This is a genomic window from Brenneria izadpanahii, from assembly GCF_017569925.1.
Classification (GTDB): Bacteria; Pseudomonadota; Gammaproteobacteria; order Enterobacterales; family Enterobacteriaceae; genus Brenneria; species Brenneria izadpanahii.
This window is the reverse complement of the sequence record NZ_CP050854.1, coordinates 3,602,869-3,628,100: the sequence shown is the minus strand read 5'-3', so window position 1 is coordinate 3,628,100 and position 25,232 is coordinate 3,602,869. Positions and strand designations below refer to the sequence as shown.

The window sequence follows — 25,232 nt, the reverse complement described above, 5'->3', positions numbered from 1 at the left end:
GAAAAGACTATGAGTATATTATCAAATACCAAATGGGTGGCTCTTTCTCAGGGAACTAAGATTCTTGTACAATTACTAAACATAGTTGTTCTAGCTAGACTTTTACCTCCAGAAGAGTATGGCCTGATGGCCATGGCCCTTGTTGTTGTAAATCTGGCAATGCTAGTAAGAGATTTGGGTACTTCTGCTGCCATTATTCAGCGCAAGGATTTAACAGATAGAACAGTGAATGCAGTATTTTGGCTAAATGTTTTTATGGGATTAGGAGTATGCTTATTTATTATAATTCTCTCTCCGTTTATCTCTGATTTTTTTGGCGAAAAAAAACTACAGTTTATACTTTTTCTATTAGCTTTTAGTTTTCCTCTAGGTAGTTGTTCTGCTACCCATCTCTCTTTATTAGAGAGAAAGTCTGAGTTTAAAAAAGTTGCAGGAATCGAAGTCAGATCCTCATTGTGTGCTTTTATTGTTGCTGTTGCTATGGCTGTCATAGGATTTGGTGTTTTAAGTTTAGTATTTCAAATAATAGTTTTAAATATGCTTTCTACATTGCAGCTATGGGTTGTCTCTGAATGGCGTCCATCTGTTAAACGGCTATGGGACAAAGATGAGTTAAAAGAAATATTTGGGTTTAGCGCAAATCTTACTGGATTTAATATAATAAATTATTTTTCGCGTAATGCTGATAGTATGATTATAGGGCATTATATGTCATCGTTAATACTGGGTGCATATTCCCTAGCCTACAGAATAATGCTTTTCCCTCTGCAAAGTTTGACATTTGTTATTACAAGATCGCTATTTCCTGTGTTAAGTAGAAATCAGGATAACCCAGAAGAAATAAAAAAAACATACTGTAATGTTTTTTATTATATTTTACTTATTGTAATGCCATTAATGTTGGGGATGGCTCTTTTGAGTAAAGAGTTTGTAAGTTTTGTTTTTGGTGATAAGTGGAATCTTACAGCAGAGATATTAACTTGGTTAGCTCCTACCGCAATTATTCAATCCGTTTTAAGTGTATCAGGAACGATATTTATGTCTAAAGGGCGAACTAATATATTAATGATATTAGGAATCGTTGGTGCTGTGTTGCAAGTAACAGCCTTTATTTTAGGTGTGAGATTTGATATCGTAACTTTCACTAAACTTTATTTTCTGGCTAATTTATTTAATTTTTTTCCAGTTATGTTTTGTATTCATACTTTGATCAGATTCTCAGTTAAGGACCTTTTTATTAAAGTCCTGCCAGTTATCCTTTCATCAGCATTGATGGCCTTATGCTTATTTTTATATCGATTTTATAGTTTTTCTTACTCATTCTCATCAAGTAACTATTTTCTTATTGTTTCTTTTTTTATAGGAATGCTGACGTACTCATTAAGTATTTTCCTTATAGATAAAGACATTAGGTCAATCATAGTTAGTTTTTATAATAATAGAGTAAAGAATAAACCCCGATATTAATTGGTCATTGAAGAGCGTTTTTAATGAAATTTCCCGGAGATAACGTGACTAAAGTGAACTTTGCTAATGTTATATTAGTCATCATTTATAATAAATCACTCTGTGACTCAAAGACCCTTGATACTATATCTAATTATAACTTCCCTAATTCTAAATTGGTTATTCATAACAATGGACCTGAGGAAGTTATTAGGATGTCCCCTTTATGGGGGAAACTAAATAAATGTTTTTACTCTCAGGTAGAACTGATCAATTGTCTTTATAATAAACCATTGAGCATCATATATAATGATATTTTTGTGAAGTATCAGGCTTGTAATTTTGTGATCTTAGATGATGATACTGAAATTTCAGAATCATTTGTTTATGCTATGAAAAATAATAACGTTGATTTAGAACTTCCTAAAATAAAATCATCTGATGATGAGTCAATATACTATCCCATTTGTGATGGGATAGTTACTAATGAATCGGTTGATTTAGATCCAAGAAAAGTCCTCTCTATAGGTTCAGGATTGATAATCAATCAAACATTAGTAGATAAGTTTAAAACGAATAATTTAAAATTATTTGATGAAAGTTATGCTTTATATGGTGTTGATTTTAGCCTTTTTAGGCGAATTTATAAAATAGTAGATCTAGGTGAAGTAGTTAAAATTCGATCGTCTTGTTTCCTGAGACATTCTCTCTCCAGATTAGATATGAATGAAAATAGAGATAGCTTTAGAGCAAGAGAGCGCGCTTTGGATTTGGCTATTTCAACTAGACGATATCCAACAATGAATTTGTATTATATGTTTTTACGGAAAATAGTTGGTGAGTCTATAAAAATGAGATACGGAAATGTTTATTGTATGATAAAAGCTTACATATTGGGGATGCATCCTAGATGCTCAAAATAACAAACTCTGATATATAATGGTCTTTATTTTTAATAATATGAAAATATTATTTTATAATGTTTGAACGTTGGCGTAATAACTATTATGTATTCAACGGAGACGTTAAAAGTTAATTCTTAATTTAGAGTGATATACAATGAAAATAGCCATTGCCGGTACAGGTTATGTTGGCCTGTCTAATGCCATGTTATTGGCGCAACATAATGATGTTGTTGCAGTCGATATTATTCCTGAAAAGGTTGAACTGCTTAACGATAAAAAATCCCCAATTGCCGATAAGGAGATTGAAAATTTCTTATTGAATGAACCCCTTCGTTTTCAGGCAACGTTGGATAAGAACGTCGCTTATAAAAATGCAGATTTCGTTATTATATCAACGCCAACGGATTATGATCCTAAAACTAATTATTTTAATACAAAATCTGTTGAGGCAGTAATCGAGGATGTGTTGAAAATTAATCCTACTACGGTGATGATTATTAAGTCTACCGTCCCCGTCGGATATACGAAACAGACTCGGGAAAAATATGGTACGAATAATATCATCTTCTCACCAGAGTTTTTACGCGAGGGACGAGCTCTCTACGATAACCTCTATCCATCCCGCATTGTCATTGGCGAGCGTTCAGACCGTGCCGAGAAATTTGCTCAATTATTGCTGCAAGGCGCGATAAAAAAAGACGTTCCAGTGCTTCTTACTGACTCGACAGAAGCTGAAGCCATTAAATTGTTTGCCAACACCTACCTTGCTATGCGGGTTGCTTATTTCAATGAATTGGATACCTATGCGCAGACGAACGGTCTGGACAGTAAACAGATTATTGAAGGTGTTGGTTTAGATCCGCGAATTGGTAATCATTACAATAATCCATCTTTTGGTTATGGTGGTTATTGTTTGCCGAAAGATACCAAACAGCTATTGGCTAATTACGAAAGTGTGCCGAATAATCTGATTAACGCGATCGTTGAAGCGAACAGAACGCGTAAAGATTTTATTGCTGATTCTATTATTAACCAGAATCCCAAGATTGTTGGTGTATACCGTTTAGTTATGAAGACTGGCTCTGATAATTTCCGCGCGTCGGCGATTCAAGGCGTAATGAAGAGGATCAAAGCTAAAGGGATTGAAGTCGTAGTCTATGAGCCTGAACTAAAAGAAGATACTTTCTTTCGTTCTCGTGTGATTCGTGACCTGTCCGAATTTAAACAGCTCTCAGATGTGATTCTTTCCAACCGGATGGCATTAGAGCTATCTGATGTTGCGGAGAAAATCTATACTCGCGATCTCTTTGGTTCAGATTAATTGTATAAGACCTGCTTTATTTCATTTGTAATAAAGCAGGCCATTCATTCATTTTCCACAACTTTCTTGGAGTATTATCCGGTTGGATAATTGGATATAAACGTTTAGCTTATCTATGAAATCTCTGACCACAGCTCTCCAGTCAACACCAACCCAGAAATCACAAGAAGCATTTTGCGATAAAATTGGTGTTTTTACAATGGAACTGCGGTCGTAGAGGTCACTTATACGTCAATATTTGTCATGGTTAACTAGGATTTATCTACTTTAGTTCAAATATCCACTCAAATACAAGGTGGGTCAGAAACCAAGGGATTAGCATTTAGTTTACATATTTTGGTAATGGAAACCCAATATTTGCTGCTGAAATGTCCTGCTATCATCACGTGGTTAAATTTGGTTATCTCGTTATTCACAATAAATTCTTTTAATTAGGTATCCTATGTCAGTTTTTATTTCACTTTTCGATAATTTACAGTCCGATTTTTCGAAAAATAAAGCTATGTGTATCGGGATTAAGATAAATAAAAATGGCTAATTTATCAGAATCAGCAATCTCAGATAGGAGATTGCAAGTTGATATTATTATAAGAAAGCATAACGAAACTTACTAAGTTATATCTGTCTTTTTTCATGATCACGATAATCTTGGGCCAAGGTTAGATAACCTTACTTTCCTCTTCTTCAGAAGAAAACTATAAAATTTTATAAAAACAAATGAGAAAAATACGCTAATTGTTGGCTGTTGAATAAGTATATTACTCCCAAGCCAAAATATTATGCAAAAAAACAACCATGGATAAAAAATCAATCCAAACAGCTTATTTAATCTAAAGCTATTCCATGCTAGTTGGGAAATAACACCATAGAAAAACATGAATAATGGAGTCAATATTTTTATTGATATCCATACATAGCCAAAAACAGTAATCCATATGTAATTTCCGTTTAACATGCCTTCGTATGTATCCATAAACTCTCTATATCTAACGTCCTCAGGATGAGGCCATCCCAATATACTATAAGTAAACGAGTCTCCAATAAGTGGAATATATGAAAGAAATGTCGCTATATAATAACCGTGACCAGGATATAGATATTCCAATGTTCCATCAAGAAGCGCTGCCATATGGTTGTACGATGTCACGGTATACCCGATTATTGATCTTATAACATCATCTGATGAGTCAAATCCTCGCATAAAGCTAAAAAGGCCAAACAAAGCGACAATAGAAATAAAGGATATAACCATGTACTTTATAACTTTTACATTGGAGACGGTTTTATATCTTTGATTAATAAACACAACCATCATTCCAAGCAATAAAGGGATAATTTCAAATCTTGCCATTTTTAATGACGCGTTAGAAATACAAATTATCGAAAGAAAAGTTATTAGTATTACTAGAATAAATTTAGGCATCCGATTCATTTCATGCTTAACGTTATTATAGTTGACTGTAGCCCACAATGCTATACATATAGAGAACTGTGCCGCCTGAGCCATTGTATTACTAAGGTCTAACTCTCTTTTTATATTCGCACCGTCGCCAATCAAAAGATAAGCCAATATAAATGGGTTCTTGTCAAGCAAAAGTCTTATAGACATGATGCTAAATATTATTGATAGTATTACCGGTATGGCGATATACTTAAAATTAGATATGTGATAGTTATACTCCGTTACTATCAATCTGTCATTTTTCCTTTTCTTTGTTACGAGCATTCCTAAGAAAAAAAAGATAAGGCTAACGGTAACCAGAATGAAAGAAGCTGGATCAAAGAAAATGTAGTTTTTTTCAGATATTAACTTAGAGTAATAATTAGGTGGAAAAGTAAGTGATATTAAAAAAATAAAATAACTAACAATAGCGGCAAAGGCAGGTGATATAAAAAACCTGCTGCTATTCCTAAAAGATATCTCTACTTTCACTGTTTATTCCGTTCTTGATTTTCTGCTGAGTGTAATATGTATGATAGCCATAGATTACATATGTTATTTGTAATAATTGTAGCATTTAGACACGTTTATGTCTATTCGTGTCTAAATGCTCCTGATATAAATGTGCTATTGCACAGGTTTTTGGTGGGGTAGTTATGGCAATAACTCGTAGAATCATGCTTAAGTTGGGCATACCTTCCATTGCGGCAGTCGGTATGATGCAGTCGTCTCTCTCTTTGGGGGACGTGACAGCAGACAAGATTGACTCAACCACATGGAGGAGCGTTCTGTCATTTGGAGCGATTGGTGATGGAAATAGTGACGATACCGCCGCATTTAACGCAGCATACGATTCAAAACATGAGTATATATTCATACCGTCTGGATATCGATTTGTCATAACCAGTCCGGTTGGATCATTGACACGAGCTAGTAGCAAAAAATGGATAGGTGATAGTGCCAGCGTGGTCGTTATACGAGATGCTGGGGGATTTCACGTAGCAGGTATGCGGTGGGGATTTAGTGGAATTAGGTTCATACCTGATGGGAAATCGGTTGGTTGCGCCATTAAATCTGGTACAATTAATTCTAATAGAAATTCATTTATTCATGAATGTATATTTAATGGTGAAAAGTCCGGATGCTCTTTTAAAGTTGCCATTGATCTTTATAACGCCTGGTACTCATCGTTAAGGGGATTATTTATCAATAATAGCGGTGAAGATGATTTCTCAAAAAATATATGCTCAGGAATCGGTATTCGTCTTAATTTTTGTGCTAACACAAGGATAACAGAGTGTGATATTGGTTCATGTGACATCGGTATTAGTATTACCAGTACATTATCTCCAGTTGATTTGGGGCGGCCACACTGTTGCGAAGGAATTACAATATCATCAAATACTATTATCGCTAATAAAAGCGGGATTGATGTAAGAGAAGGCTACTTTATAAATGTTAATAACAATGTAATAGATATACCATTGAAAGATACTGAGAATATAATATATTTTGCTGCTATGTGCTCAAAACTCTCTGATAATTGGATATCTGTATCTAGAGGGGAAGTATATATAGGGAAAGGTGAGTCTGGATCTCCAAATTATGATGGTTCTTGCAATATAATAGATTCAAATATAATTAGGGGTAACTCGAAGTCTAATAACAACTTATTAAGGATAGGTGATATAAATCTATTGAAAGTAACCAACAATCAGATTCAATTCGGTAAATTTGGTATTGTTTCCATCGGCGGAAGTCAAATATCAGTATCAAATAATATGTTTGCAGGGCAATCTAGTGCCCCATATGACCTGAAAATGACTAAGAGATTAATTATAGACAAAAATAATGAGTAACGCGGAAGCTATTTTAAAAATAAATGCACTAAGAAATAATATCTCGGCGGTAAAGATTGGAAAATCATAGACAGGGAAGTCCTATGTGAGCGTGAAAACGGTCAATAAATTTTTCGGCTATGATAAAAACGACAATCCCGGGACAATGATGTCTAAATAGCTTCGCATATTGATGCTTCACTCTGACTATGCCATAACGCACAATCGTTAATGCGATTATTTAAAATTGCCATTAAAAAATAGGATACGATAAAATTATAAAAACATGCTACTTTGCGAGGAGAAGCAAGTGTATCGCTATTATACGAAGTTATTTAATTTATCTAATGCTGTCTGGTTAATTCGCTGTGTTTCCATTCAGCAATATGTTGTAGCTATTCAGTTCAGGTATGCCGTTTGGTTATGATTCATTTCGCACCGATCAATGGGTGACATGAGCATTTCATAATGGTAATCCCATCAACAAGATGAGATGTCCTAAATAACTGATCCTAATATTGCTTATACCTTTGCCGTGTCATGTCCCCCTCTGGGGAACGGACTGACGCTCGCTATAAAATGGCGAACTTTATTCAGCAACTGCCACATCGAACGGCACTGATGATTTCGCATTGTGGTTTCATGTAGTGCCTGCCATAACCGTTCGACATTATTCACCCATGACGAGTACACTGGCTGATAAATTACCCTGAGCTTCGGGTTCTTTTTCAACCAGTTCAGCGTCCCCGGTGTTTATGGATGATGATGTAGTTAGCGAAGATCAATGTGACCGTTTTCGCCTACCGGTAACTCATTTTTATATTCTTTAATAGACTGATAAGCAAGGATGAACCTTTACTACTTCCACCTATATAGCTAGCTTTCCCGATTCTGCTGTGTAACCGCGCACGCCAGATAATATTTTTCATTCTGGCCCGACGTGACGATGCGCTTCTGCTGCCCTTTGGGCCTCCAGTCCGCACCTATTTTGGAATTCAGGTGAATGTCCGCTTCATCCTCATAAAATATCGGATGTTCCGGGCTACACTGCGCCATACCAGACCGACTGCGGACAACCAGCGACGAATGGTGAAGGAATGCAGGCAGAAACCGGTTATCTCATTGATTTTTATTGCCAGCAGTTCGGTACTCCTGCGTGAACGCTGATAGTCAAAATCACCGGGAGTCCGTTTGACAAACTGTTGTAGCAATCGACAACTCATCTCAAATGGCCAACGACGTCCGTGACCTGAGGTGAGGCCAGAGATTGCAGGCCGTCTATACCGTACAGAGTAAGCCAGTTAATCTATCGGCCCACGGAGGAACGGGCGCAGCATAGGGTTTTGACGACATCGCTGATGGTAACGCTCCGGTGCAACATCAGCATGGCGATAAGTCGTCGGGCATGGTTTTTGTCGCATGTTTTGTGAATGATTTTCTGCATCAGCCGTCATTCAGTACGGGGTATTGGTGCTCTGCTTTGCATCGCTCAGTCTGGTTGGTGATTTGTGATGTTTGGCGATTGATCAGATCGCACAATTCGGACTGAGTCGTACTGAGTTCCCTCAAGGTGATCTACTATTCGGATCGGAACAGTTATTTAGCCCTTACGCCCAACAAACCTATACTTACCCCATATAACAGAAAAATAAGGCATTGATAGTCAATATGGCTGATTTAGCCCATTACATTACAGAATACGGTTACTGGGCGCTGTTTATCGGGTGCCTGGTGGAGGGGGAAACGATAACCCTGCTGGGCGGCATTGCGGCGCATAACGGGTTGTTGCATTGGCCGTGGGTGGTTTTAGTGGTAGCGGCTGGCGGTTCGCTGGGCGATCAACTGCTGTATTTCGCCGGGCGTCGATATGGGGAACGGGTTATCTCGCGTTTAAAAGGCCAGCAAAAACGTATTGCCTATGCCCAGCGTTTGATTGCTCATCATCCAACGCTGTTTGTTATTGGCGTGCGTTTTATGTATGGCTTTCGAATTATCGGTCCAACGCTGATTGGCGCCAGTCGGCTTCCGCCCACACGCTTTGTGCCGCTCAATATCCTCGGCGCCGTGCTTTGGGCTTCGATATTTGTCATGCTCGGCTATTTCGGCGGTCAGGCGATTGAAACGCTCATCGGCGATGTCGATAAAAAGCTCTCCAGTCTGTTGTTTGTCATACTGGTTATCGTTGCCATTCTGTTGCTGCGCCGTTGGTGGCGCCATCGCTCTGTTTGATTTGGTTCGGTGACATCAGAACTATCTGATGTCTTAGAAAAAGCCTATTGCCGCGATCTCTTTGGCTCGGATTAGGTGTAATCTTAAAGGTATATGTGGCTCAGCGGTGTATGGTGCCACAGAGTGAAGGTAATCCAATAAGAGAGTCAACTCATGACATCATTGAAAGCTGTTATCCCTGTAGCTGGTTTAGGGATGAATTTGTTACCGGTGACCAAAGCTATTCCTAAAGAGATGCTACCGTTGGTTGACCGTCCGGTGATTGAGAAAATCGTTAACGAGTGCGCTAATGCCGGCATCAAAGATATTATTCTGGTCACGCATGCGTCTAAAAATGCGATTGAAAACCACTTCGATACTTCTTTTGAGCTTGAGTCCCTGTTGGAAGAACGCGCTAAGCGGCAGTTGCTGGCAGAGGTGCAGGCCATTTGTCCGAAAGGCGTCACCATCATGAACGTGCGCCAGGGCGAACCGCTGGGGTTAGGGCATGCGGTTACCTGCGCCAAGCCCATTATCGGCGATGCGCCCTTTATCGTGGTGCTGCCGGATGTGGTGATGGATGAGGATATGGCCGATCAAACCAAGGATAACCTGGCGCTGCTGATCTCTCGTTTTGAAGAGAGCGGAAATAGTCAGGTGCTGGTGAAGCACCGTCCTTATGAGGTTCTGCCGGAGTATTCCGTTGTTGAATGTAAAACGCCGCTGGTGAAAGAGGGGGATGCTTCAGCTATTACCTCGATGATTGAAAAACCGGAACTGGCGCCGTCTGAAGGTTCCGATCTTTCCGCGGTTGGGCGTTATGTGCTGACGGCTGATGCCTGGCCGATTCTGGACAAAATCCTGCCGGGAGCCTGGGGGCGTATCCAGTTAACGGATGCGATTGCGGAACTGATTAAAACCCAGCAGGTTGACGCCGTGCAAATGGCGGGCCGCAGCTTTAACTGCGGGCGTAAGCTCGGCTATGCGCAGGCCTTTATTTCTTATGGTTTACGCAACCCGGAATTTGGCAAAGCCTTTAAAGAAAGCATCAAGACGTTGCTGAAAGAACAAGCCTGATAGAAGAGGCGTCGTGCCGTAACGGGCACGACGCAATAGCGCTTAGGGTTCGTAAACTATCCGATTTATTTTATGCACCGAGCCGTCACTGAAAGCGGGTTCCCCAGGTGCAAATTAGCCACTAGCTATTTATGCGATCCTCGCCTACTGCTGCAGGGATAACCGGTACTCTTTCTCCGCAAGCGTGACGGAAATTACGGTATTTCCAGTCAGCTATTTTTCGTCAAACCACGGTTGATTTCGATCTCGCGTCCAGCGGGAGTAGAGCATTAAGTCGTTATTCACTTCATCGGCATCAAATAGCCCAAAAATATCCGGTTCTATTTCCAGTAGTTCGGCTGGAATGCCAAGCCACTCTAATGTTTCTTCATAATCTTCATGGGCCGGATCCTGAAGGATGCCGAGCAGGTTTTCATAGCCTGGCACGCCGCCGCAATCTTCCAGCGGGCAAACGCGCTCACCGTTCAGGCAAAACAGAAAACCGTCAAATTCTTCGGGGTGATAGTCAGTGTTTTCCAAAATAATTTCGTGTTCCCAATCGTCGCCAAAATCATAGAGGTAAGTCAGCTTGTTGCCTTTGCGTTTCAGCAGTTCGTTGAGGCGATAGAAGCCTTCATCTTCATCTTGAGGCGTATCCTCCGGCCGTTCGGTAAACCGTTTTTTACCGAAGGTGAATTGATGAAGATGACTGTCTTGCCAACCCATCACGATTTGCAGCACATCATGCAGACGATCGAGGGTGATGGAGGCGGGCACAACAAATTGTCGCCAGATGGCGGGGGTTGTGCCGATAAGGATGACTTTTAGCTGATAAAATCTTATATCCATACCCGATCTCCTTTAAGTGTAGGGTGCCTTGCCCATAGAGGGGATGAGCCATGAGCAGCCAGTGGCATATTACGCAGTGTATAAAAAATCAGCAAATAATGAATGTGGACGGACGTGACTATTCATTTTCCGCCAACTATCCTTGCTATCAAACCAATCACTATTCACCTGTCGTAAGCTGAGTTACCATGTTGGCCTGCTTTTGATTGCCAGCGGGTATGGTGAACACCGCTGGCAGGTTATCCTTCAGACAGGAGTTGTTTTAATGTCCAAACAGCAAATTGGCGTTGTCGGTATGGCGGTAATGGGGCGCAATCTGGCGCTTAATATTGAAAGCCGTGGCTATACTGTGTCCATTTTTAACCGTTCTTCAGATAAAACTGACGAAGTGATTGCAGAAAATCCGGGTAAAAAATTGGTGCCTTATTACACCGTTGAAGAGTTTGTTGCATCCCTGGAGAAGCCGCGTCGTATTCTGCTGATGGTTAAGGCTGGCGAAGCGACTGACAAAACCATTGAGTCACTGAAGCCTTATCTGGATAAGGGCGACATCCTGATCGATGGGGGTAACACCTTCTATAAAGATACCATTCGTCGTAATCGTGAACTGTCTGCCGAAGGGTTTAACTTCATCGGCACCGGGGTTTCCGGCGGTGAAGAGGGCGCGCTGAAAGGCCCGTCTATTATGCCTGGCGGTCAGAAAGAGGCATATGAGCTGGTGGCGCCGATTCTGGAGAAAATCGCCGCCCGTGCCGAAGGCGAGGCCTGTGTTGCCTATATCGGCGCTGATGGCGCCGGCCACTATGTGAAAATGGTGCATAACGGCATTGAATATGGCGACATGCAGTTAATCGCCGAAGCCTACGCGCTGCTGAAACAAGCGCTGAATTTAAGTAATGAAGAGCTGGCTTCCACTTTCTCAGAATGGAATAAAGGTGAACTGAGCAGCTATCTGATCGAAATTACCGCCGATATATTTACCAAGAAAGATGAAGACGGCAAATATCTGGTCGATGTCATTCTTGATGAAGCGGCGAATAAAGGTACGGGTAAATGGACCAGCCAAAGTTCGTTGGATCTGGGCGAGCCGCTGTCGCTCATCACCGAGTCAGTATTCGCGCGTTACCTTTCTTCTCTGAAAGCACAGCGTGTTGCCGCATCTAAAGTACTGAGCGGGCCAACCGCACAGCCGTTCAGCGGCGATAAGTCTGAATTTGTGGAAAAGGTCCGTCGTGCGTTGTATCTGGGTAAAATCGTGTCTTATGCGCAAGGTTTCTCCCAGTTGCGCGCCGCATCTGAAGAAAACGATTGGCATCTCAACTATGGCGAGATTGCGAAGATTTTCCGCGCAGGTTGCATTATCCGGGCGCAGTTCCTGCAAAAAATCACCGATGCCTATCAGCAGAAAGCCGATATCGCCAACCTGTTGCTGGCGCCGTATTTCAAGAAAGTGGCGGACGAATACCAGCAGGCATTGCGTGATGTCGTGGCCTACGCCGTTCAGCAGGGCATTCCAACCCCGACGCTCTCCGCGGCCATCGCCTATTACGACAGCTATCGTTCCGCAGTACTGCCCGCGAATCTGATCCAGGCGCAGCGCGATTATTTTGGCGCGCATACTTATAAGCGTACCGATAAGGACGGGGTATTCCATACCGAATGGTTGGAATAATGTAGCCCGTGCCGTCAGTATCGACCGCGTTGGCGGGCATCTTCGGTAACGACGGCACGTATAGAATGAAGCGAATTCCCGCCCATATGGGAATAGCGATTTTATCAGTTAGGTTTTGTTATTAAATTCACGCCAGATTAGGAAATATCTGGCGTTTTTGTCTTAAAAGATAAATCTCTTCGTATTACATTGAATAACATTGATTTTTTTGATTTCTTTTTTGTCAGGTTAGTTAAAGAAACCTATTTTTTTACCAAGATCTTCATTGTCTATTGTGTAGGGATCTTGCTATTTTTAATAAAGTTGCAAGAATTAGTCTGGGATGATGGTGTTTGAAATAGTTGTTACCACCATACGCCTGTAACTCATTGCCGGGAGGATCCCGGTGTCGATTGGTCAATGGTAGAACAGGATGTTTTTACTATCGTTCTGATCGGAATGAAGGACGGGGTATGGTCGTACTGACGATGCCTCACCCTGAAGTACTTCATGTTCAAAAAAGGAAAGCGTAATGAAAAAAGTGTTAATTGCATTGGCTGCTGTGTTAGCCATGTCATCAAATGCGTTTGCCGTTGATGGCGTTTCTGCCGAAACCGCTGCTGGTGGCGGTACTGCTGCTGGTACTGCCGCTGTCGGCGCTGGCTCTGCTGCAGGCACTACTGGCCTGGTTGCTGTAGGTGTCGCAGCAGCAGTGGCGGCAGGTATTGCCGTTGCCGTTGCCAACGATGACGACAATGGTAGTACTGGTACCAGTACCATTACTACTACTACCGGTACTCGTTAATCTTGTATTAACCATAAGGCCACTTCGGTGGCCTTTATTTTTCCTGATTACTACGCTGTTCAGCGAGAATCCATTCAGTGATAAAAATAAAACAAAGGACGACAGTAAAACGAATGGCAAAAATGAAGATGCTGATTGCCGCGCCGATTTTGTCCATCCTCCTGACCGGTTGTTCTCAGAAGATGGAGTCATTGGGAAAAACGGTGAAGCTGGCTTTTTTGGGGCAAGATGATACGCAGGTTACCGCGCAACAAGTTGCAAACACTCCCTATGCTTCCGCGTATCTGAAAGTCGGTAAGGCGCCTCAGGCCTTTGTCGTGCTGGTATTTGCTGAACAACAGCAGTTGAAGTGGATTGCCGCGGACAAGAATATGGTGGTGACCCAGAACGGCCGACTGGTTAAAACGCAGGGATTTGGCGAGGATATTACTCATGTCGGTAATCTCGCGCAGGATCCGCTTACGTTAGGGTTACTGAAATCCACTACGCCGATGAAATGGCAAACTCGGGTCGAGTGGTCCCAGGTTTTTCGCGGCGGATATGATTTAACCTCCGTTTTCCAGCCGCGAGGCAGAGAGACGGTGCGGATCTTGGATCAATCACGCGAACTGATGCGTTTCGATGAGCTGGTTACCGTCCCTTCATTGAATGAAACTTATACCAATAGCTATTGGGTTGATCCGGCGAATGGCCGAGTGGTGCAGAGTCATCAGTATATGGGGCCGGATATGGCGCTGGTGAAGTTCACCGTTTTAAAACCATACGTACAATAAGGGGCTTAGCTTAAATGTTGTCACTCACTCGTATGGCTACTTTATTGCTGCTGGTTTGCGGTTCGGCGACCGCCGCCCAGTTAACCGTGAAAGATCCTCAGCAAACCATCGCGGTTGTAAAGCTTGATGATGGCACGCGTCTGGAGAAATTCTACGAACAGGCCGCGTTGCCGGGAAATGTAAACTGGCAGGCCGCATTAATATCTGATTTCGCCACCACGCAAAAAGCGTATCAGCTGGGCGATACGCTAAGAGAAAAGCTGGCGGTGCTGGAAACGCGCTGGCGTAATTCCGGTGATGGCGATCTGGCGATCTCGGCGTGGTTGTTGCGTAAAACGTTGGAGCCGATCAACGTCGCCGGACGAATCTACACCGATCTCGATCCCGATCGTGTACGCGTTTATCTGCAGAATAACCGGCCGTTGGTCGGCGAGTATGCGCTGTACATCGCGCCGCATTCCGATAGTTTTTCACTTATTGGCTTGATTAATACTTCCGCAGATGTCGGGGAGCTGGAAACGTCGGGCAAAGTCGCTCTGCGTTCCGGATGGTCGGTTGAGCGCTATATTTCCGGCCGCCGTCTTCTGGCGGGGGCTGATAAAAGCTTTGGCTATCTGATCGGCGGCAATGGCGAATGGCGCAAGGTTCCTCTGGCGCTGTGGAATCAACGGCATATTGAGCCTGCGGCCGGCGAAACGCTGTTTATTGGTTTTGATCCTTCGGTATTGCCCGATGATATGGCATCGCTAAACGATCAACTTGCTGACTATCTTGCAAACCGGATCCCACTCTAATGATAAAAAACAGAAACTTTAAACTGGGCTGTCTGTCGTTGGCGATCGGCGGCATTTTAAGCGCCCAGGCGATAGCGGCGGATGCGACGCAGGAAAACGAGGTGACTAACGCCAATACCCGCTATAAGCCGGCTGGCGTATCGCAATCTGATTTTGGCGGCACCGGGCTGCTGCAAATGCCGACGGCCCGCATGGCCGAAACGGGCGAATTCAGCGCCAACTATCGTGATAACGACCAATATCGGCGCTACTCGGTATCGTTGCAATTATTAGACTGGCTGGAAACCACCGTGCGCTACACCGATATCCGAACGGTTCCTTATAGTAATAATCCCGGATTCAGCGGAGAGCAAACCTATAAAGATAAAGGGTTCGATCTAAAGGCGCGTCTGTGGCAGGAAAGCTACTGGATGCCGGATGTGTCTTTGGGGCTGCGTGATATCGCCGGGACCGGATTATTCGATAGTGAATATCTGGTTGCCAGCAAACGTATCGGGCCCTTCGACTTCACCCTGGGAATGGGGTGGGGGAATATGGCGGAAAGCGGCAATATCAAAAACCCGGCCTGTTCCTTGAAGGATAGTTTCTGTACCCGCACGGCCAACACCGATACCGGCAAATTTGAGGTCAAGAACTTCTTCCACGGACCGGCAGCGCTATTCGGCGGCGTAGAATATCAAACGCCGTGGGATCCGCTGCGTCTGAAGCTGGAATATGATGCGAATGATTACAGCAACGAAGCCGCCGATCGTGGACGGCGAGAAAAAATAAAGCAGGATTCGCCGTTTAACGTCGGTATGGTGTATCGCGTCGGGGATATATTGGATACCACGCTGTCTTGGCAGCGCGGCAATACGCTGATGTGGGGCTTTACCCTGCGCACCAACTTCAACAAGCTGAAACCGGCGCGTCTTGATGACGCTCCGCCGGTTTATGCCCCGGTTAACGACGGAAAAGGGACGAATTGGCAGCAGGTGGCGAAAGAGCTGGATGATAAGGCCGGGTATAGCGGGGCGGATATTTATGCCGACCAACGCCAGGTCACGGTGGTTGCCCAGCAGGATAAGTACCGCGATAACGATGAAGCCAATCAGCGCGCGGCCACCATACTGGCGAACCATGTACCGGGGGATGTTTCCGAATATCATATTGTGAAGCGCAACCAGCGGATGCCGATCGCCAGCACCCAGGTGGACGCCAAAGCATTCCATCAGGTGCAACAGGCGGCAACGCCGCTGGGGCAACCGGAACCGGCAACGCACCGCTCAGAGCCGGTGACGGATATTCGCGGGCAGCAGGTGTTGCTCACCGAGCCGCAGCGCTTCTCCTATTCGCTGGAACCGGCCCTGACGCAATCCATCGGCGGTCCTGAATCATTCTATATGTATCAGATCGCGCTGAAAGGCAATGTGGATTATCGCTTGAGCGACCACTGGACGATTGGCGGAACGGCATCGCTGAATCTGTTGGATAACTACGACAAGTTCAACTACACGGCGCCGCCGGCTGATGGTTCGGCATTGCCGCGCGTCAGAACCCGGATCCGGGAATATGTCACCTCTTCCGATTTGATGCTCACCAATTTGCAGTTGACGCGCATGGATAATCCGGCGCCGGACTGGTACAGCCAGGTGTACGGCGGTTATCTGGAGATGATGTACGCCGGCGTCGGTTCCGAAGTGCTGTATCGGCCTTACGGGCAAAGCTGGGCGCTTGGCATGGATGTCAACTACGTCAAACAGCGTGACTGGGATAACATGATGAAGACGGCGGATTACGACGTCGTGACCGGCCATTTGACGGCGTACTGGAAACTGCCGTTCGTGGAAGGCGCGGTGGCCAAGGTCAGCGTCGGGCGTTATCTGGCGGGCGATAAAGGGGTTACGCTCGATCTGTCCCGCCGCTTTGACAGCGGTATTGTCGCCGGCGCCTTTGCCACGAAGACGGACGTCAGCTCCAGTGAATATGGCGAAGGCAGCTTTACCAAAGGCTTCTATATCTCCATACCGTTCGATCTGATGCTCTCCGAGCCAACCGTGAAACGGGGTTCCGTCGGTTGGGTGCCGTTAACGCGTGACGGCGGCCAAATGCTGCAGCGTCGTACTTCGCTGTATGGCGTGACGGATAACTGATCAAGTAGCGCCTCCAAACGCTAGCGTCCAGGGCCGTTAACTTCGTTTAACGGCCCTGTGTTTTATGACAAACCCTCTAACGGTGATGTTCATCACATATTGCTCTGTTTGCATTTGAGTTAGCCTTAATTAGCGGATATAACTCCGCAGGAAGGACGTTATTAGGTCGAACCTGAGCGAAACCTGAGACGAGCCACGTTATTACCGACGTGGCTCGTCTCAGGTTTTTTTTTGCGTCTATTTTCCACCTGGCCCGCAAAGAAAAGCGAAGTAAGCAACGCCAATGGGACTGATGGCGAATACAATGCCGTTCGCGCTAAAAAGCGCCCGGGTTGGCGGCAGGTCGGTATAGGATATACGCGGATCGTCAAAAATAACGGGTTATAATTCGTTATTAAAGAAGGGAGGGACGCCATGATTTTACCGGCCTCCCTTTTCCTGCAATCAGGCGAGCTATGAGCCGAAATGACTGTGATGAAAATTAAAAAAATATTAAGCAATAATTCAGTCCTGCTGATAAGGGGGGATAACAAGGAAGTCGTCGCCATTGGCAAAGGGGTTGGGTTTGGTAAAAAAGAGGGGGATGAGGTCGACCCTCAGCGCATCGAGAGTCAGTTTATCAAGCAAACGGACGACATGGCCGATGTGTTGTCGCAACTGCTGGCGGAAATACCGGTTGCCTATCTGACGGTGACTCAGCAAATCATTACGCTGGCGCAGCATAAACTGCAGCTGAACGTGCAAGACACCCTTTTTCTGGCGTTAAGCGATCACATTAATTTTGCGGTGCAGCGTCATCAAAAAGGGCAGACCATCAAAAACGCTCTGTTGTGGGATATCAAGCAGTTCTATAGCAACGAATATGCGGTAGGGCTGGAAGCTCTGTCATTGATTCGCTCAAGGCTGAATATCGATTTGCCGGAAGATGAGGCGGGATTTATCGCCCTGCATTTAGCCAATGCTCGCAATAACAGCGATATGCACAGCACCATGCTGAGCGCTGGGATCATTAAAGATATTCTGACCATCCTCAAATATGACCTACATATCCAACTTGATGAAAATTCATTGGATTATCATCGTCTTATCACCCATCTCAAATTCTTTGCGCTACGTTTGCTGAACCGTGACACGGTCAGTCACGGCGATGACAGCATCTATCAGGGGATCAAGGAGCTTATGCCGCGGGCATTTTCCTGCGCCATGAAAGTTTATGATTATGTGGAAAAAAACTATGACTGCCAGCTGACGACCGATGAAATCATGTTTCTGACCATTCATATCAACCGTCTGCAAAAATAGCGAATGAAGCATCCCCGGAGCGTCGGCAACGTTTGGCGCTTGCCCCCGAACGGCATTGCATCCTCCCCGGTAAAGAGAGGGGGAGGGATTGGGGTTGAGGCGCGTCTCTGTTTAAGCTATTTAAGCGACGATCGCGGAAGGGTTCATGCGTTTAATCACCTCATACAGCGCCTGCGGATCGATAGCCTTGCAGACTCCCTCAGGCTTTTGCATCGGCGCATCTTCGGCGGCCAGCATCGCGTTGATAACCGCTTCATGCGTGCAATCCACCGCCGACTGATAGATAACATCGAAATATTCATCATTCAGATACTGGAATGAACGATGGGCCGTCGCGATCTGCGGCAGGGAACCGGCATTCGCGGTACTGAACGCCAGAAAAATATCGCCGGAATTATTGCCGCCCGGACTCCCGGAGCGGGCAATTCCCAGCGCCGCCCGTCTCGCTAACCGCTGAAGTTGGTGAGGCATCAGCGGGGCGTCCGTAGCCAGAATGACGATGATGGAACCCCGCTCGCGCAGCAATCCTGACGATGACGCCGATTCTATCAATGCGCCGACCGGGACGCCGAACAGTTCAAACCAATCCTGCTGGCCGTAATTAGCCTGTACCAGAATGCCCAGCGCGTATTGGCGATCCTCAATGGCGAAACAGCGCGACGAGGTGCCGGTTCCGCCTTTGAAGCCATAACAAATCATGCCGTTGCCGCCGCCCACGTTGCCTTCGTCCAGCGCGCCGGAACGCGCCGAGTTCAGCGCGGCCAACGCGTCGTCCGGGGTAACATGCAGCCCGTTGATGTCGTTGATCACGCCGTCATAGGTTTCAGCCACCACCGGCATCGCCCAGATATGGTGTTTCTCCCAGGTATCATGGTACTGGGTCAGCATCCATTTTACGGCCGCCTGATGTACGGCGCCGACAGAGTGGGTATTGGTCAGGCAAACCGGCCCGACGAAATTGCCGCCGTCTTTTATCCAATGTATCCCCGTCATTTCGCCATTGCCGTTCAGCGCGTCGTAACCCGCCCATACCGGCTGCGGCTCTGTCTGGTATCCTCTGGGCAGGATCGCGGTCACGCCGGTTTTGATGCGCCTGTTGTCCTGGCTGATGGCATCAATGGTGCGATAACCGACCAGCACGCCATCAACATCGGTAATGGCGTTATATTTTCCTGTCGTACCTGGAAACCGTAATCCTAATTGGCGGGCTCTAAGTTTTGCCATTATGACTTTCCTTATTTATTTTCATTTCTATTTCTAAGATATAAACCCACGGCGGCGATCAGCAGCGATACCAAAATCAACAGCGTGGCGATGACATTGATTTCCGGCTTTATTCCGCGCCTGATCATGCCGTATATCTGAACGGGAAGCGTGGTGGCGTCGACGCCGGATATAAAATAGGTGATAACCAGATCGTCCATGGAAATAATAAATGCCAGCAGCGCGCCGCCGATAATACTGGGTAATAACATCGGTAGCGTAATGCGCCGGAATGTCACCCAGCTATTGGCGCCCAAATCATAAGAGGCCTCTTCCAGCCGGGTATCCATTCCCGCCAGACGGGCGCTGACGATGAGAAAGACATAGCTGCATAAAAAGGTGCAGTGGCCGAGAATAATAGAGGTTCTCCCCAGCGGAATGCCGACGTTGACGAAAAATATCAGCAATGCGATGCCTAATATGACATCCGGCATCATCATCGGGATATACAGCAGGAAGCGATAGAATCCCCGCAGATAAAAGCGGTAACGCATTAATGCCAGTGCGGTCATGGTGCCGATTACCGTCGAAATAACGGTGGTGATCAGGGCGATGATCAAACTGTTCTTTAACGCATTAAGCACCTGATCGGTGGAGTCGATATACAGCGCATTGTCCGCAAGGTGATTACTCATGCCGAACAGCGATAAATACCAGTCGAAGCTGAATCCCTGCCATATCATCATATTGATGGGATTGGCATTGAAGGAGTAAATAGCAATCAAAACGATGGGAAGATAAAGAAAAATAAAAAACAGAATGCCATAGCAATTAAATAGCCATGCCATTATCCGTGAAAGAATATTACTTTTCATCGTTGCTCCTGTTTGTGCCGGCATGGGAATAGCGGCTGCTCAGATAGAGATAGAGCAACAGCGCGAATAGAACCATCGACATCAACAACATGGCCAGCGCCGCGCCAAACGGCCAGTTTCTGGCGGAGAGAAACTGCTGTTCGATTAAACTGCCGATCATCACCACTTTTGCGCCCCCAGCAGCGACGGCACAATAAAATTACCGAGGCTGGGGATAAAAACCATGATGGAGCCGGAAATCACGCCGGGCAGCGTCAGCGGGAAAATAACTCGGAAGAAGGTCTTAACCCGGTTGGCGCCCAAATCGTAGGAGGCCTCAATCAGGCGATGGTCAAGCCGTTCGACGCTGGCGTAAACTGGGAGAAACATAAAGGGGATATAGATGTACGCCATGCCTATCAATACCGCCAGTTCGGTATAAATCAGATCCAGCGGCTGGGCGATGACCCCCATGGTTTGCAACACGGTATTTAGAAAACCGGTCGGGCGCAGAATCAATACCCAGGCGTAGAGGCGCACAATCAGGCTGGCGAAAAAAGGCAACGTGATAAGGAATAATAAAAAGTTGCGTATCCGGGGCGATTTGTTTCTTACCCAGAATGCGATCGGATAGCAGATGATCAAAGAAACGGCCACGCTCATTAAGGCGATGCGGAAAGAGGTCAGAATGATTTTCAGATAAAGAATATCGAACTCTTCCAGCGTGCCGTCCGCCCAGCCCAATATGCGGCCATAGTTGTCGGCATAGTAGCTCCACTCCACGCCCCCATACATGCCCGGCGTGAGTACGCTGAACACCACCATGATCGCCAGAGGAATAAACAGGCAGATGCCTAACAGTAAGCTCACCGGCGATAATAGCCCGATAAGCGGAAGAGATTTTTTCCATTCAGACATGGGAATCCTCAGCGCGGCAGCAGATGACAAGAGGTAACGGCATACCAAAGCGTGATGGCATTCCCCGGCGCCAGATCGTCGTGGCGGGCGGAGTCGGTCAGGCGAATCAACGCCTTAATTACCTCGCCCCGGTCTGAATGCAGAATGACCTCAATATCGCTTCCCATAAAGATCACCTGATTTATAACGCCGCGAACGTCGGCATAGCGAGCCTGGCCGTCATTCGGTTTAGCGAGGTGGAAATGCTGAGGCCGCAATAGCAGCCATAAGCGCTCTCCCGTCTGACAAGGTTGGCGGTCGTCCGCCAGCCAGGAGCCTCCCGTTTCGCTGGTCAGCAACAGTGTCCCAGCGGTTTTTTGCGTGACCTCCACGGCAATCATATTGCCTTCGCCGATAAATCCGGCCACAAAAGGGTTGGTTGGCGTATGGTAAATTGCCGCCGGCTTATCGTTTTGCTGTATCTTCCCGCCGTTCAACACAATGATCCGATCGGACATGGTCAGGGCTTCATCCTGATCGTGGGTGACGAAAATAAATGAGATACCGAGTTCGGACTGCAGGCGCTTAAGTTCGAGCTGCATATTTTTACGCAGGTTGCGATCCAGCGCAGACAGCGGTTCGTCCAGCAGCAACAGCGTCGGATGGTTAATAATGGCGCGCGCCAGCGCGACCCGCTGCTGCTGGCCGCCGGAGAGCTGGGCCGGGCGGCGTTTTTCCATATTCAGCATTCCCACCATTTCCAGCGTTTCGGCCACGCGACGGTTACGCTCCTGACGCAGTACGCCGCGGATATCCAGGCCGTAGCCGACATTATCCGCCACGCTCATATGGGGAAATAGAGCGTAGCTTTGAAACACGGTATTCACCGGACGCAAATGCGGCGGTACGTGATTCATCTTTTTCCCTAAAATCAGCAGTTCCCCGGCATCCAACTGCTCGAATCCGCTAATAATCCTCAGCAGCGTGGTTTTGCCGCATCCGGATGGCCCAAGTAATGTGACGAATTCATTGTCTCTGACCGAAAAAGAGAGATCGTCCAAAGCCTTAACGCTATTGCCTTCAGGGGTTTGGTAATATTTAACGGCTTTTTCAAGCGACACGACGGTACGAAAATGATGGTCCTGACTCATTGTCTATCCCAAATACAGAGTACCCCAGGGTCGGGTTTGATTAAATTTGGCGCAAGCGACGCAGATACGCCGTCTCGCGCGATTTTATTATGTGCATCGGGCCGAACCCGATGCACGCTGGCGGCGACAGGATTTAGTTCGCGCTGCGGAATCTTGTCCAGGTTCTGTCGTACAAACGCAGGTCTTTGCCCAGGTCGTTGAATATCTGTAATTTTTTGCGGATTTCCTCTGGCGGATTGGCCGCCGGGTTGTTTTTCAAGGCATCGGGCAGTAGCGCTACGGCATCGCGGTTTGGCGTCCCGTTCATCTGCTGAGCGGTATTCATCGCGGCGATTTCAGGATTCAGGAAGAACTCCATAAACTTTTTCGCATTCTCTTTGTTTGGCGCGCTGGCCAATACGCACATATTTTCCTGATACATGGTCGCGCCTTCATCCGGGATGACGTACGCCAGGTTTTCCGGATCCTGCGATACATACATCAGCGCGCCGACAAAATAGTGGGCGGCCGCCACATCGCCGGATTGCACCAGCGGAATACTTTCATAGGTCAATGCGGAGATTAATGGTTTGCGCGCGGTCAGCCAGTCGGCCGCCAGCTTCAGATCGTCAGGATTGGTGGTGTTGACGGATTTGTTGTTAACGATTAAGCCAACGCCCAGCGTTTCACGCATATCGTCGAGCATGATCACCTTTTTCCCTTTCTCGGCTTCGGCAAAGAAGTCTTTCCAGGAGGTAATCGGCTTATCGACTTTTTTCTTGTTATAGAAAATACCGACGGAGCCCCAGGCGTAGGGAAGACAATATTCGCCGGCGGGATCGCTCTTGGCGCGTAAAAATTCGGGATCAATATGTTTAAATTCAGGCGAGCGGTTAATATCCGTACGCGCCAGCAGCTTCAACGCCGCCATGGCGTCCTGCATATGCACGGAGGGAAAGACGATGTCATAGCCGCTGGCCCCGGCCTGTATTTTGGCCAGCATCTCTTCATTACTGCCATAGGTATCAAGTTTTACATTAATGCCGGTTTCCTGGGTAAAGCGCGTCAATACTTCCGGGTTAATGTAGTCCCCCCAGTTATATAACCGTAATTCACCGGCCGCCTTCGCTGGTAAGCTACTGAATATGCTTGAAAATACTAACCCGAAAATGATGCTCTTCATCCAACTTGGTCTGTTAATGATGTACATTTTTCTTCTCCGGTGGGTTTGCTATTTAGCCATGGGGACTAAACTGATAGAGTATTTGACAGAATTATGTCTTCTGTGTTTGGTTTGCAATTAATATGCCAACGGAATGTCGGATGAGAGAGGAAAGGGATTTTTATGTCACGAATTTTGCATTTGGTATTTATATATCTTTTCCTATCAACGAGGTAACGCTATGCTTGACGCCAGGCTGGAAAAGCTGGAAGGCAATCTGACGCCAGCGGAAAGGACGCTGTGGGCCTATATCAACGCGAATCTTGAGAATATTGCGTTCGAAAATGGTGCAACCCTTGCGCAAAAAAGTGGCGTTAGCCCTAATACCGTCAGCCGTTTCTGCCGCCGCTTGGGTTACAAAGGATTGAAGGGGCTGAAAGAAGATCTTCGTGATGAGGTGAGGGTAAAGTCATTGCTCAATACCACCTTGCTGGCGCGCGTCGAACAGCAAAGCGATGACTTAACCGTTCATCTTAATAATGAGATAGAGGCGTTGGTCAAGTTCTGGGAGCAGATCGGCAGCCAGCATTGGCAGGATATTGTCCAGTGCGTAAGCCAGGCGGAGCATGTTTTCGTCTGTGGCTTTCAGACGATACGCGGCCTGACGGAGGATTTCGCCAACCGGCTGTCGCTGGTTAGATCCAACGTCGAGTTTCTTGATATCTATGGCGGCGTACTGGGGGATGGATTGATAGTTACGACAAACAGTGTTGTGTCCTGCTTATCGATATCGCTCCCTATGCGGATGCGGGCATCGCCTTTGCCAATGAATGTATCAGGGAAAAAGCCGATCTGGTGGTTTTCACCGACGAATATGGCATCGCCAAGTATATGAATACGCCGCATATCGTTACTATCACCACCAAAACCGGGCTGATACTGGAGTCCACCGCCGGGCTGGTCAACGCGCTGAATGTTTTGCTGCACTGTGTGGCGGGCCGCAACCGCGATAAATTAAAACAGCGCCTGGAGCGCTTCGAAAGCCGGGTGAAACGTTTGAAGCTCTATCGCACCTAGTCGAGCTGAAAAGCCCGCTTTAGCGCGTGAGCCAGCCGGTAACGCGGTTGATAACGGACAAATAGCATGGCTTTAAGAAGTCGTTTTGATTAAGGCAGAAATAAGTAGGCTAATGTAACTAAATGTTTATAAAAATCTTTTCAGGATGATTCTGCATTGTTTACTGATTGTTACCCTCCTATGATGCGCTCGTGATATCCCGTCAACACTGAGGTAAACATGAGTCGTATATTTAAAATCATTGGGGTGATTACATTAATCACGGCGCTGAGTGGTTGTCTGTTTCCGCCTCCGGGCGGCGGCGGTCATGGCGGCGGTGGGCACGGCGGCGGTCCTGGCTTCCAGGATGTGCACGGCAGCCAGATGGGACCACGTTAAGTTTTATCCG

At 46.0% G+C, this 25,232-nt stretch carries 23 protein-coding genes and 1 pseudogene; 15 read left to right on the top strand and 9 right to left on the bottom strand.

Annotated elements, in window-relative coordinates; translation table 11 throughout:
• Positions 1 to 9: 9 nt before the first annotated feature.
• From HC231_RS16185 to HC231_RS16175, 3 genes are all read left to right on the top strand, one after another.
• A complete protein-coding gene (locus tag HC231_RS16185) occupies positions 10 to 1,467 on the top strand; it encodes an MOP flippase family protein (protein WP_208227771.1) in 1,458 nt (485 codons plus the stop codon).
• Positions 1,468 to 1,511: 44 nt separating this feature from the next.
• A complete protein-coding gene (locus HC231_RS16180) occupies positions 1,512 to 2,369 on the top strand; it encodes a glycosyl transferase (protein WP_246494546.1) in 858 nt (285 codons plus the stop codon).
• 136 nt (positions 2,370 to 2,505) lie between these two features.
• Positions 2,506 to 3,672 (top strand): nucleotide sugar dehydrogenase, encoded by a 1,167-nt coding sequence (locus tag HC231_RS16175; protein WP_208227769.1) that lies wholly within the window; start codon positions 2,506 to 2,508, stop codon positions 3,670 to 3,672.
• 637 nt (positions 3,673 to 4,309) lie between these two features.
• On the opposite strand, the gene HC231_RS16170 is transcribed toward HC231_RS16175, so the two are convergent.
• A complete protein-coding gene (locus tag HC231_RS16170) occupies positions 4,310 to 5,605 on the bottom strand; it encodes an O-antigen polymerase (RefSeq protein WP_208227768.1) in 1,296 nt (431 codons plus the stop codon).
• 164 nt (positions 5,606 to 5,769) lie between these two features.
• Here HC231_RS16170 and HC231_RS16165 point away from each other — a divergent pair, with 164 nt between their 5' ends.
• Positions 5,770 to 6,972: a glycosyl hydrolase family 28-related protein gene (locus tag HC231_RS16165; RefSeq protein ID WP_208227767.1), complete on the top strand. Its 1,203-nt coding sequence runs from the start codon at positions 5,770 to 5,772 to the stop codon at positions 6,970 to 6,972.
• A 501-nt stretch (positions 6,973 to 7,473) separates the two neighbouring features.
• Here the strand turns inward: HC231_RS16165 and HC231_RS16160 are convergent.
• Positions 7,474 to 8,395, bottom strand: a pseudogene (locus tag HC231_RS16160) (IS630 family transposase).
• A 224-nt stretch (positions 8,396 to 8,619) separates the two neighbouring features.
• Here HC231_RS16160 and HC231_RS16155 point away from each other — a divergent pair.
• Both HC231_RS16155 and HC231_RS16150 read left to right on the top strand, forming a co-directional pair.
• Positions 8,620 to 9,180 carry a DedA family protein gene (locus tag HC231_RS16155; RefSeq protein WP_208227766.1) on the top strand — a complete coding sequence of 187 codons (561 nt, stop codon included), beginning with the start codon at positions 8,620 to 8,622 and terminating at the stop codon, positions 9,178 to 9,180.
• 153 nt (positions 9,181 to 9,333) lie between these two features.
• Positions 9,334 to 10,236 carry a sugar phosphate nucleotidyltransferase gene (locus HC231_RS16150; protein WP_208227765.1) on the top strand — a complete coding sequence of 301 codons (903 nt, stop codon included), beginning with the start codon at positions 9,334 to 9,336 and terminating at the stop codon, positions 10,234 to 10,236.
• Positions 10,237 to 10,449: 213 nt separating this feature from the next.
• On the opposite strand, the gene HC231_RS16145 is transcribed toward HC231_RS16150, so the two are convergent.
• A complete protein-coding gene (locus HC231_RS16145; protein ID WP_208227764.1) occupies positions 10,450 to 11,064 on the bottom strand; it encodes a plasmid pRiA4b ORF-3 family protein in 615 nt (204 codons plus the stop codon).
• A 265-nt stretch (positions 11,065 to 11,329) separates the two neighbouring features.
• Here HC231_RS16145 and gndA point away from each other — a divergent pair, with 265 nt between their 5' ends.
• The 6 genes from gndA (at position 11,330) to licT (ending at position 18,521) form a co-directional block, all read left to right on the top strand.
• Positions 11,330 to 12,736 (top strand): NADP-dependent phosphogluconate dehydrogenase, encoded by a 1,407-nt coding sequence (gene gndA, locus HC231_RS16140; RefSeq protein WP_208227763.1) that lies wholly within the window; start codon positions 11,330 to 11,332, stop codon positions 12,734 to 12,736.
• A gap of 511 nt (positions 12,737 to 13,247) precedes the next feature.
• Complete coding sequence (locus HC231_RS16135; RefSeq protein ID WP_208227762.1) at positions 13,248 to 13,520, top strand: hypothetical protein; 273 nt, start codon at positions 13,248 to 13,250, stop codon at positions 13,518 to 13,520.
• 113 nt (positions 13,521 to 13,633) lie between these two features.
• On the top strand, positions 13,634 to 14,293 hold the full coding sequence (locus tag HC231_RS16130; protein WP_208227761.1) for a YjbF family lipoprotein: 660 nt from the start codon (positions 13,634 to 13,636) through the stop codon (positions 14,291 to 14,293).
• Between the two features lie 14 nt (positions 14,294 to 14,307).
• Entirely contained in the window at positions 14,308 to 15,087 is a 780-nt protein-coding gene (locus HC231_RS16125) for a capsule biosynthesis GfcC family protein (protein ID WP_208227760.1), read from the top strand.
• On the top strand, positions 15,087 to 17,219 hold the full coding sequence (locus HC231_RS16120; RefSeq protein ID WP_208227759.1) for a YjbH domain-containing protein: 2,133 nt from the start codon (positions 15,087 to 15,089) through the stop codon (positions 17,217 to 17,219). The genes HC231_RS16125 and HC231_RS16120 overlap by 1 nt, the downstream gene beginning before the upstream one ends.
• 474 nt (positions 17,220 to 17,693) lie before the next feature.
• Positions 17,694 to 18,521: a BglG family transcription antiterminator LicT gene (licT, locus tag HC231_RS16115; protein WP_208227758.1), complete on the top strand. Its 828-nt coding sequence runs from the start codon at positions 17,694 to 17,696 to the stop codon at positions 18,519 to 18,521.
• A 120-nt stretch (positions 18,522 to 18,641) separates the two neighbouring features.
• Here the strand turns inward: licT and HC231_RS16110 are convergent, their stop codons facing one another.
• The 6 genes from HC231_RS16110 to HC231_RS16085 form a co-directional block, all read right to left on the bottom strand.
• On the bottom strand, positions 18,642 to 19,745 hold the full coding sequence (locus HC231_RS16110) for a DmpA family aminopeptidase (protein WP_208227757.1): 1,104 nt from the start codon (positions 19,743 to 19,745) through the stop codon (positions 18,642 to 18,644).
• 11 nt (positions 19,746 to 19,756) lie between these two features.
• Positions 19,757 to 20,599, bottom strand: coding sequence for an ABC transporter permease (locus HC231_RS16105; RefSeq protein WP_208227756.1), 843 nt, complete (start codon positions 20,597 to 20,599; stop codon positions 19,757 to 19,759).
• Entirely contained in the window at positions 20,589 to 20,759 is a 171-nt protein-coding gene (locus HC231_RS16100) for a hypothetical protein (RefSeq protein WP_208227755.1), read from the bottom strand. Before HC231_RS16100 ends, HC231_RS16105 begins: the two co-directional genes overlap by 11 nt.
• Positions 20,759 to 21,496: an ABC transporter permease gene (locus tag HC231_RS16095; RefSeq protein ID WP_208227754.1), complete on the bottom strand. Its 738-nt coding sequence runs from the start codon at positions 21,494 to 21,496 to the stop codon at positions 20,759 to 20,761. The genes HC231_RS16100 and HC231_RS16095 overlap by 1 nt, the downstream gene beginning before the upstream one ends.
• A gap of 8 nt (positions 21,497 to 21,504) precedes the next feature.
• The gene (locus HC231_RS16090; RefSeq protein WP_208227753.1) at positions 21,505 to 22,626 is read right to left on the bottom strand and encodes an ABC transporter ATP-binding protein; all 1,122 of its coding nucleotides are present in this window, start codon (positions 22,624 to 22,626) and stop codon (positions 21,505 to 21,507) included.
• A 133-nt stretch (positions 22,627 to 22,759) separates the two neighbouring features.
• Entirely contained in the window at positions 22,760 to 23,815 is a 1,056-nt protein-coding gene (locus HC231_RS16085) for a polyamine ABC transporter substrate-binding protein (RefSeq protein ID WP_246494545.1), read from the bottom strand.
• Between the two features lie 193 nt (positions 23,816 to 24,008).
• On the opposite strand from HC231_RS16085, the gene HC231_RS16080 reads away from it, so the two are divergent.
• The 3 genes from HC231_RS16080 (at position 24,009) to HC231_RS16070 (ending at position 25,222) form a co-directional block, all read left to right on the top strand.
• Positions 24,009 to 24,662, top strand: a complete 654-nt coding sequence (locus HC231_RS16080; RefSeq protein WP_208227752.1) for a MurR/RpiR family transcriptional regulator — start codon at positions 24,009 to 24,011, stop codon at positions 24,660 to 24,662.
• Positions 24,659 to 24,844, top strand: coding sequence for a hypothetical protein (locus tag HC231_RS16075; protein WP_208227751.1), 186 nt, complete (start codon positions 24,659 to 24,661; stop codon positions 24,842 to 24,844). The genes HC231_RS16080 and HC231_RS16075 overlap by 4 nt, the downstream gene beginning before the upstream one ends.
• Before the next feature lie 219 nt (positions 24,845 to 25,063).
• A complete protein-coding gene (locus HC231_RS16070) occupies positions 25,064 to 25,222 on the top strand; it encodes a hypothetical protein (RefSeq protein ID WP_208227750.1) in 159 nt (52 codons plus the stop codon).
• Positions 25,223 to 25,232: the final 10 nt, after the last annotated feature.

What these genes read in the sequence shown, in the direction of transcription:
- HC231_RS16090 (WP_208227753.1), bottom strand. Translation starts at nt 22,626, where the DNA reads ATGAGTCAGGACCATCATTTTCGTACCGTCGTGTCGCTTGAAAAAGCC.
- HC231_RS16100 (WP_208227755.1), bottom strand. Translation starts at nt 20,759, where the DNA reads ATGATCGGCAGTTTAATCGAACAGCAGTTTCTCTCCGCCAGAAACTGG.
- HC231_RS16085 (WP_246494545.1), bottom strand. Translation starts at nt 23,815, where the DNA reads ATGTACATCATTAACAGACCAAGTTGGATGAAGAGCATCATTTTCGGG.
- HC231_RS16075 (WP_208227751.1), top strand. Translation starts at nt 24,659, where the DNA reads ATGAATACGCCGCATATCGTTACTATCACCACCAAAACCGGGCTGATA.
- HC231_RS16135 (WP_208227762.1), top strand. Translation starts at nt 13,248, where the DNA reads ATGAAAAAAGTGTTAATTGCATTGGCTGCTGTGTTAGCCATGTCATCA.
- HC231_RS16120 (WP_208227759.1), top strand. Translation starts at nt 15,087, where the DNA reads ATGATAAAAAACAGAAACTTTAAACTGGGCTGTCTGTCGTTGGCGATC.
- licT (WP_208227758.1), top strand. Translation starts at nt 17,694, where the DNA reads ATGAAAATTAAAAAAATATTAAGCAATAATTCAGTCCTGCTGATAAGG.
- HC231_RS16155 (WP_208227766.1), top strand. Translation starts at nt 8,620, where the DNA reads ATGGCTGATTTAGCCCATTACATTACAGAATACGGTTACTGGGCGCTG.
- HC231_RS16145 (WP_208227764.1), bottom strand. Translation starts at nt 11,064, where the DNA reads ATGGATATAAGATTTTATCAGCTAAAAGTCATCCTTATCGGCACAACC.
- HC231_RS16165 (WP_208227767.1), top strand. Translation starts at nt 5,770, where the DNA reads ATGGCAATAACTCGTAGAATCATGCTTAAGTTGGGCATACCTTCCATT.
- HC231_RS16105 (WP_208227756.1), bottom strand. Translation starts at nt 20,599, where the DNA reads ATGAAAAGTAATATTCTTTCACGGATAATGGCATGGCTATTTAATTGC.
- HC231_RS16125 (WP_208227760.1), top strand. Translation starts at nt 14,308, where the DNA reads ATGTTGTCACTCACTCGTATGGCTACTTTATTGCTGCTGGTTTGCGGT.
- HC231_RS16175 (WP_208227769.1), top strand. Translation starts at nt 2,506, where the DNA reads ATGAAAATAGCCATTGCCGGTACAGGTTATGTTGGCCTGTCTAATGCC.
- HC231_RS16110 (WP_208227757.1), bottom strand. Translation starts at nt 19,745, where the DNA reads ATGGCAAAACTTAGAGCCCGCCAATTAGGATTACGGTTTCCAGGTACG.
- HC231_RS16150 (WP_208227765.1), top strand. Translation starts at nt 9,334, where the DNA reads ATGACATCATTGAAAGCTGTTATCCCTGTAGCTGGTTTAGGGATGAAT.
- HC231_RS16070 (WP_208227750.1), top strand. Translation starts at nt 25,064, where the DNA reads ATGAGTCGTATATTTAAAATCATTGGGGTGATTACATTAATCACGGCG.
- HC231_RS16080 (WP_208227752.1), top strand. Translation starts at nt 24,009, where the DNA reads ATGCTTGACGCCAGGCTGGAAAAGCTGGAAGGCAATCTGACGCCAGCG.
- HC231_RS16095 (WP_208227754.1), bottom strand. Translation starts at nt 21,496, where the DNA reads ATGTCTGAATGGAAAAAATCTCTTCCGCTTATCGGGCTATTATCGCCG.
- HC231_RS16185 (WP_208227771.1), top strand. Translation starts at nt 10, where the DNA reads ATGAGTATATTATCAAATACCAAATGGGTGGCTCTTTCTCAGGGAACT.
- gndA (WP_208227763.1), top strand. Translation starts at nt 11,330, where the DNA reads ATGTCCAAACAGCAAATTGGCGTTGTCGGTATGGCGGTAATGGGGCGC.
- HC231_RS16130 (WP_208227761.1), top strand. Translation starts at nt 13,634, where the DNA reads ATGGCAAAAATGAAGATGCTGATTGCCGCGCCGATTTTGTCCATCCTC.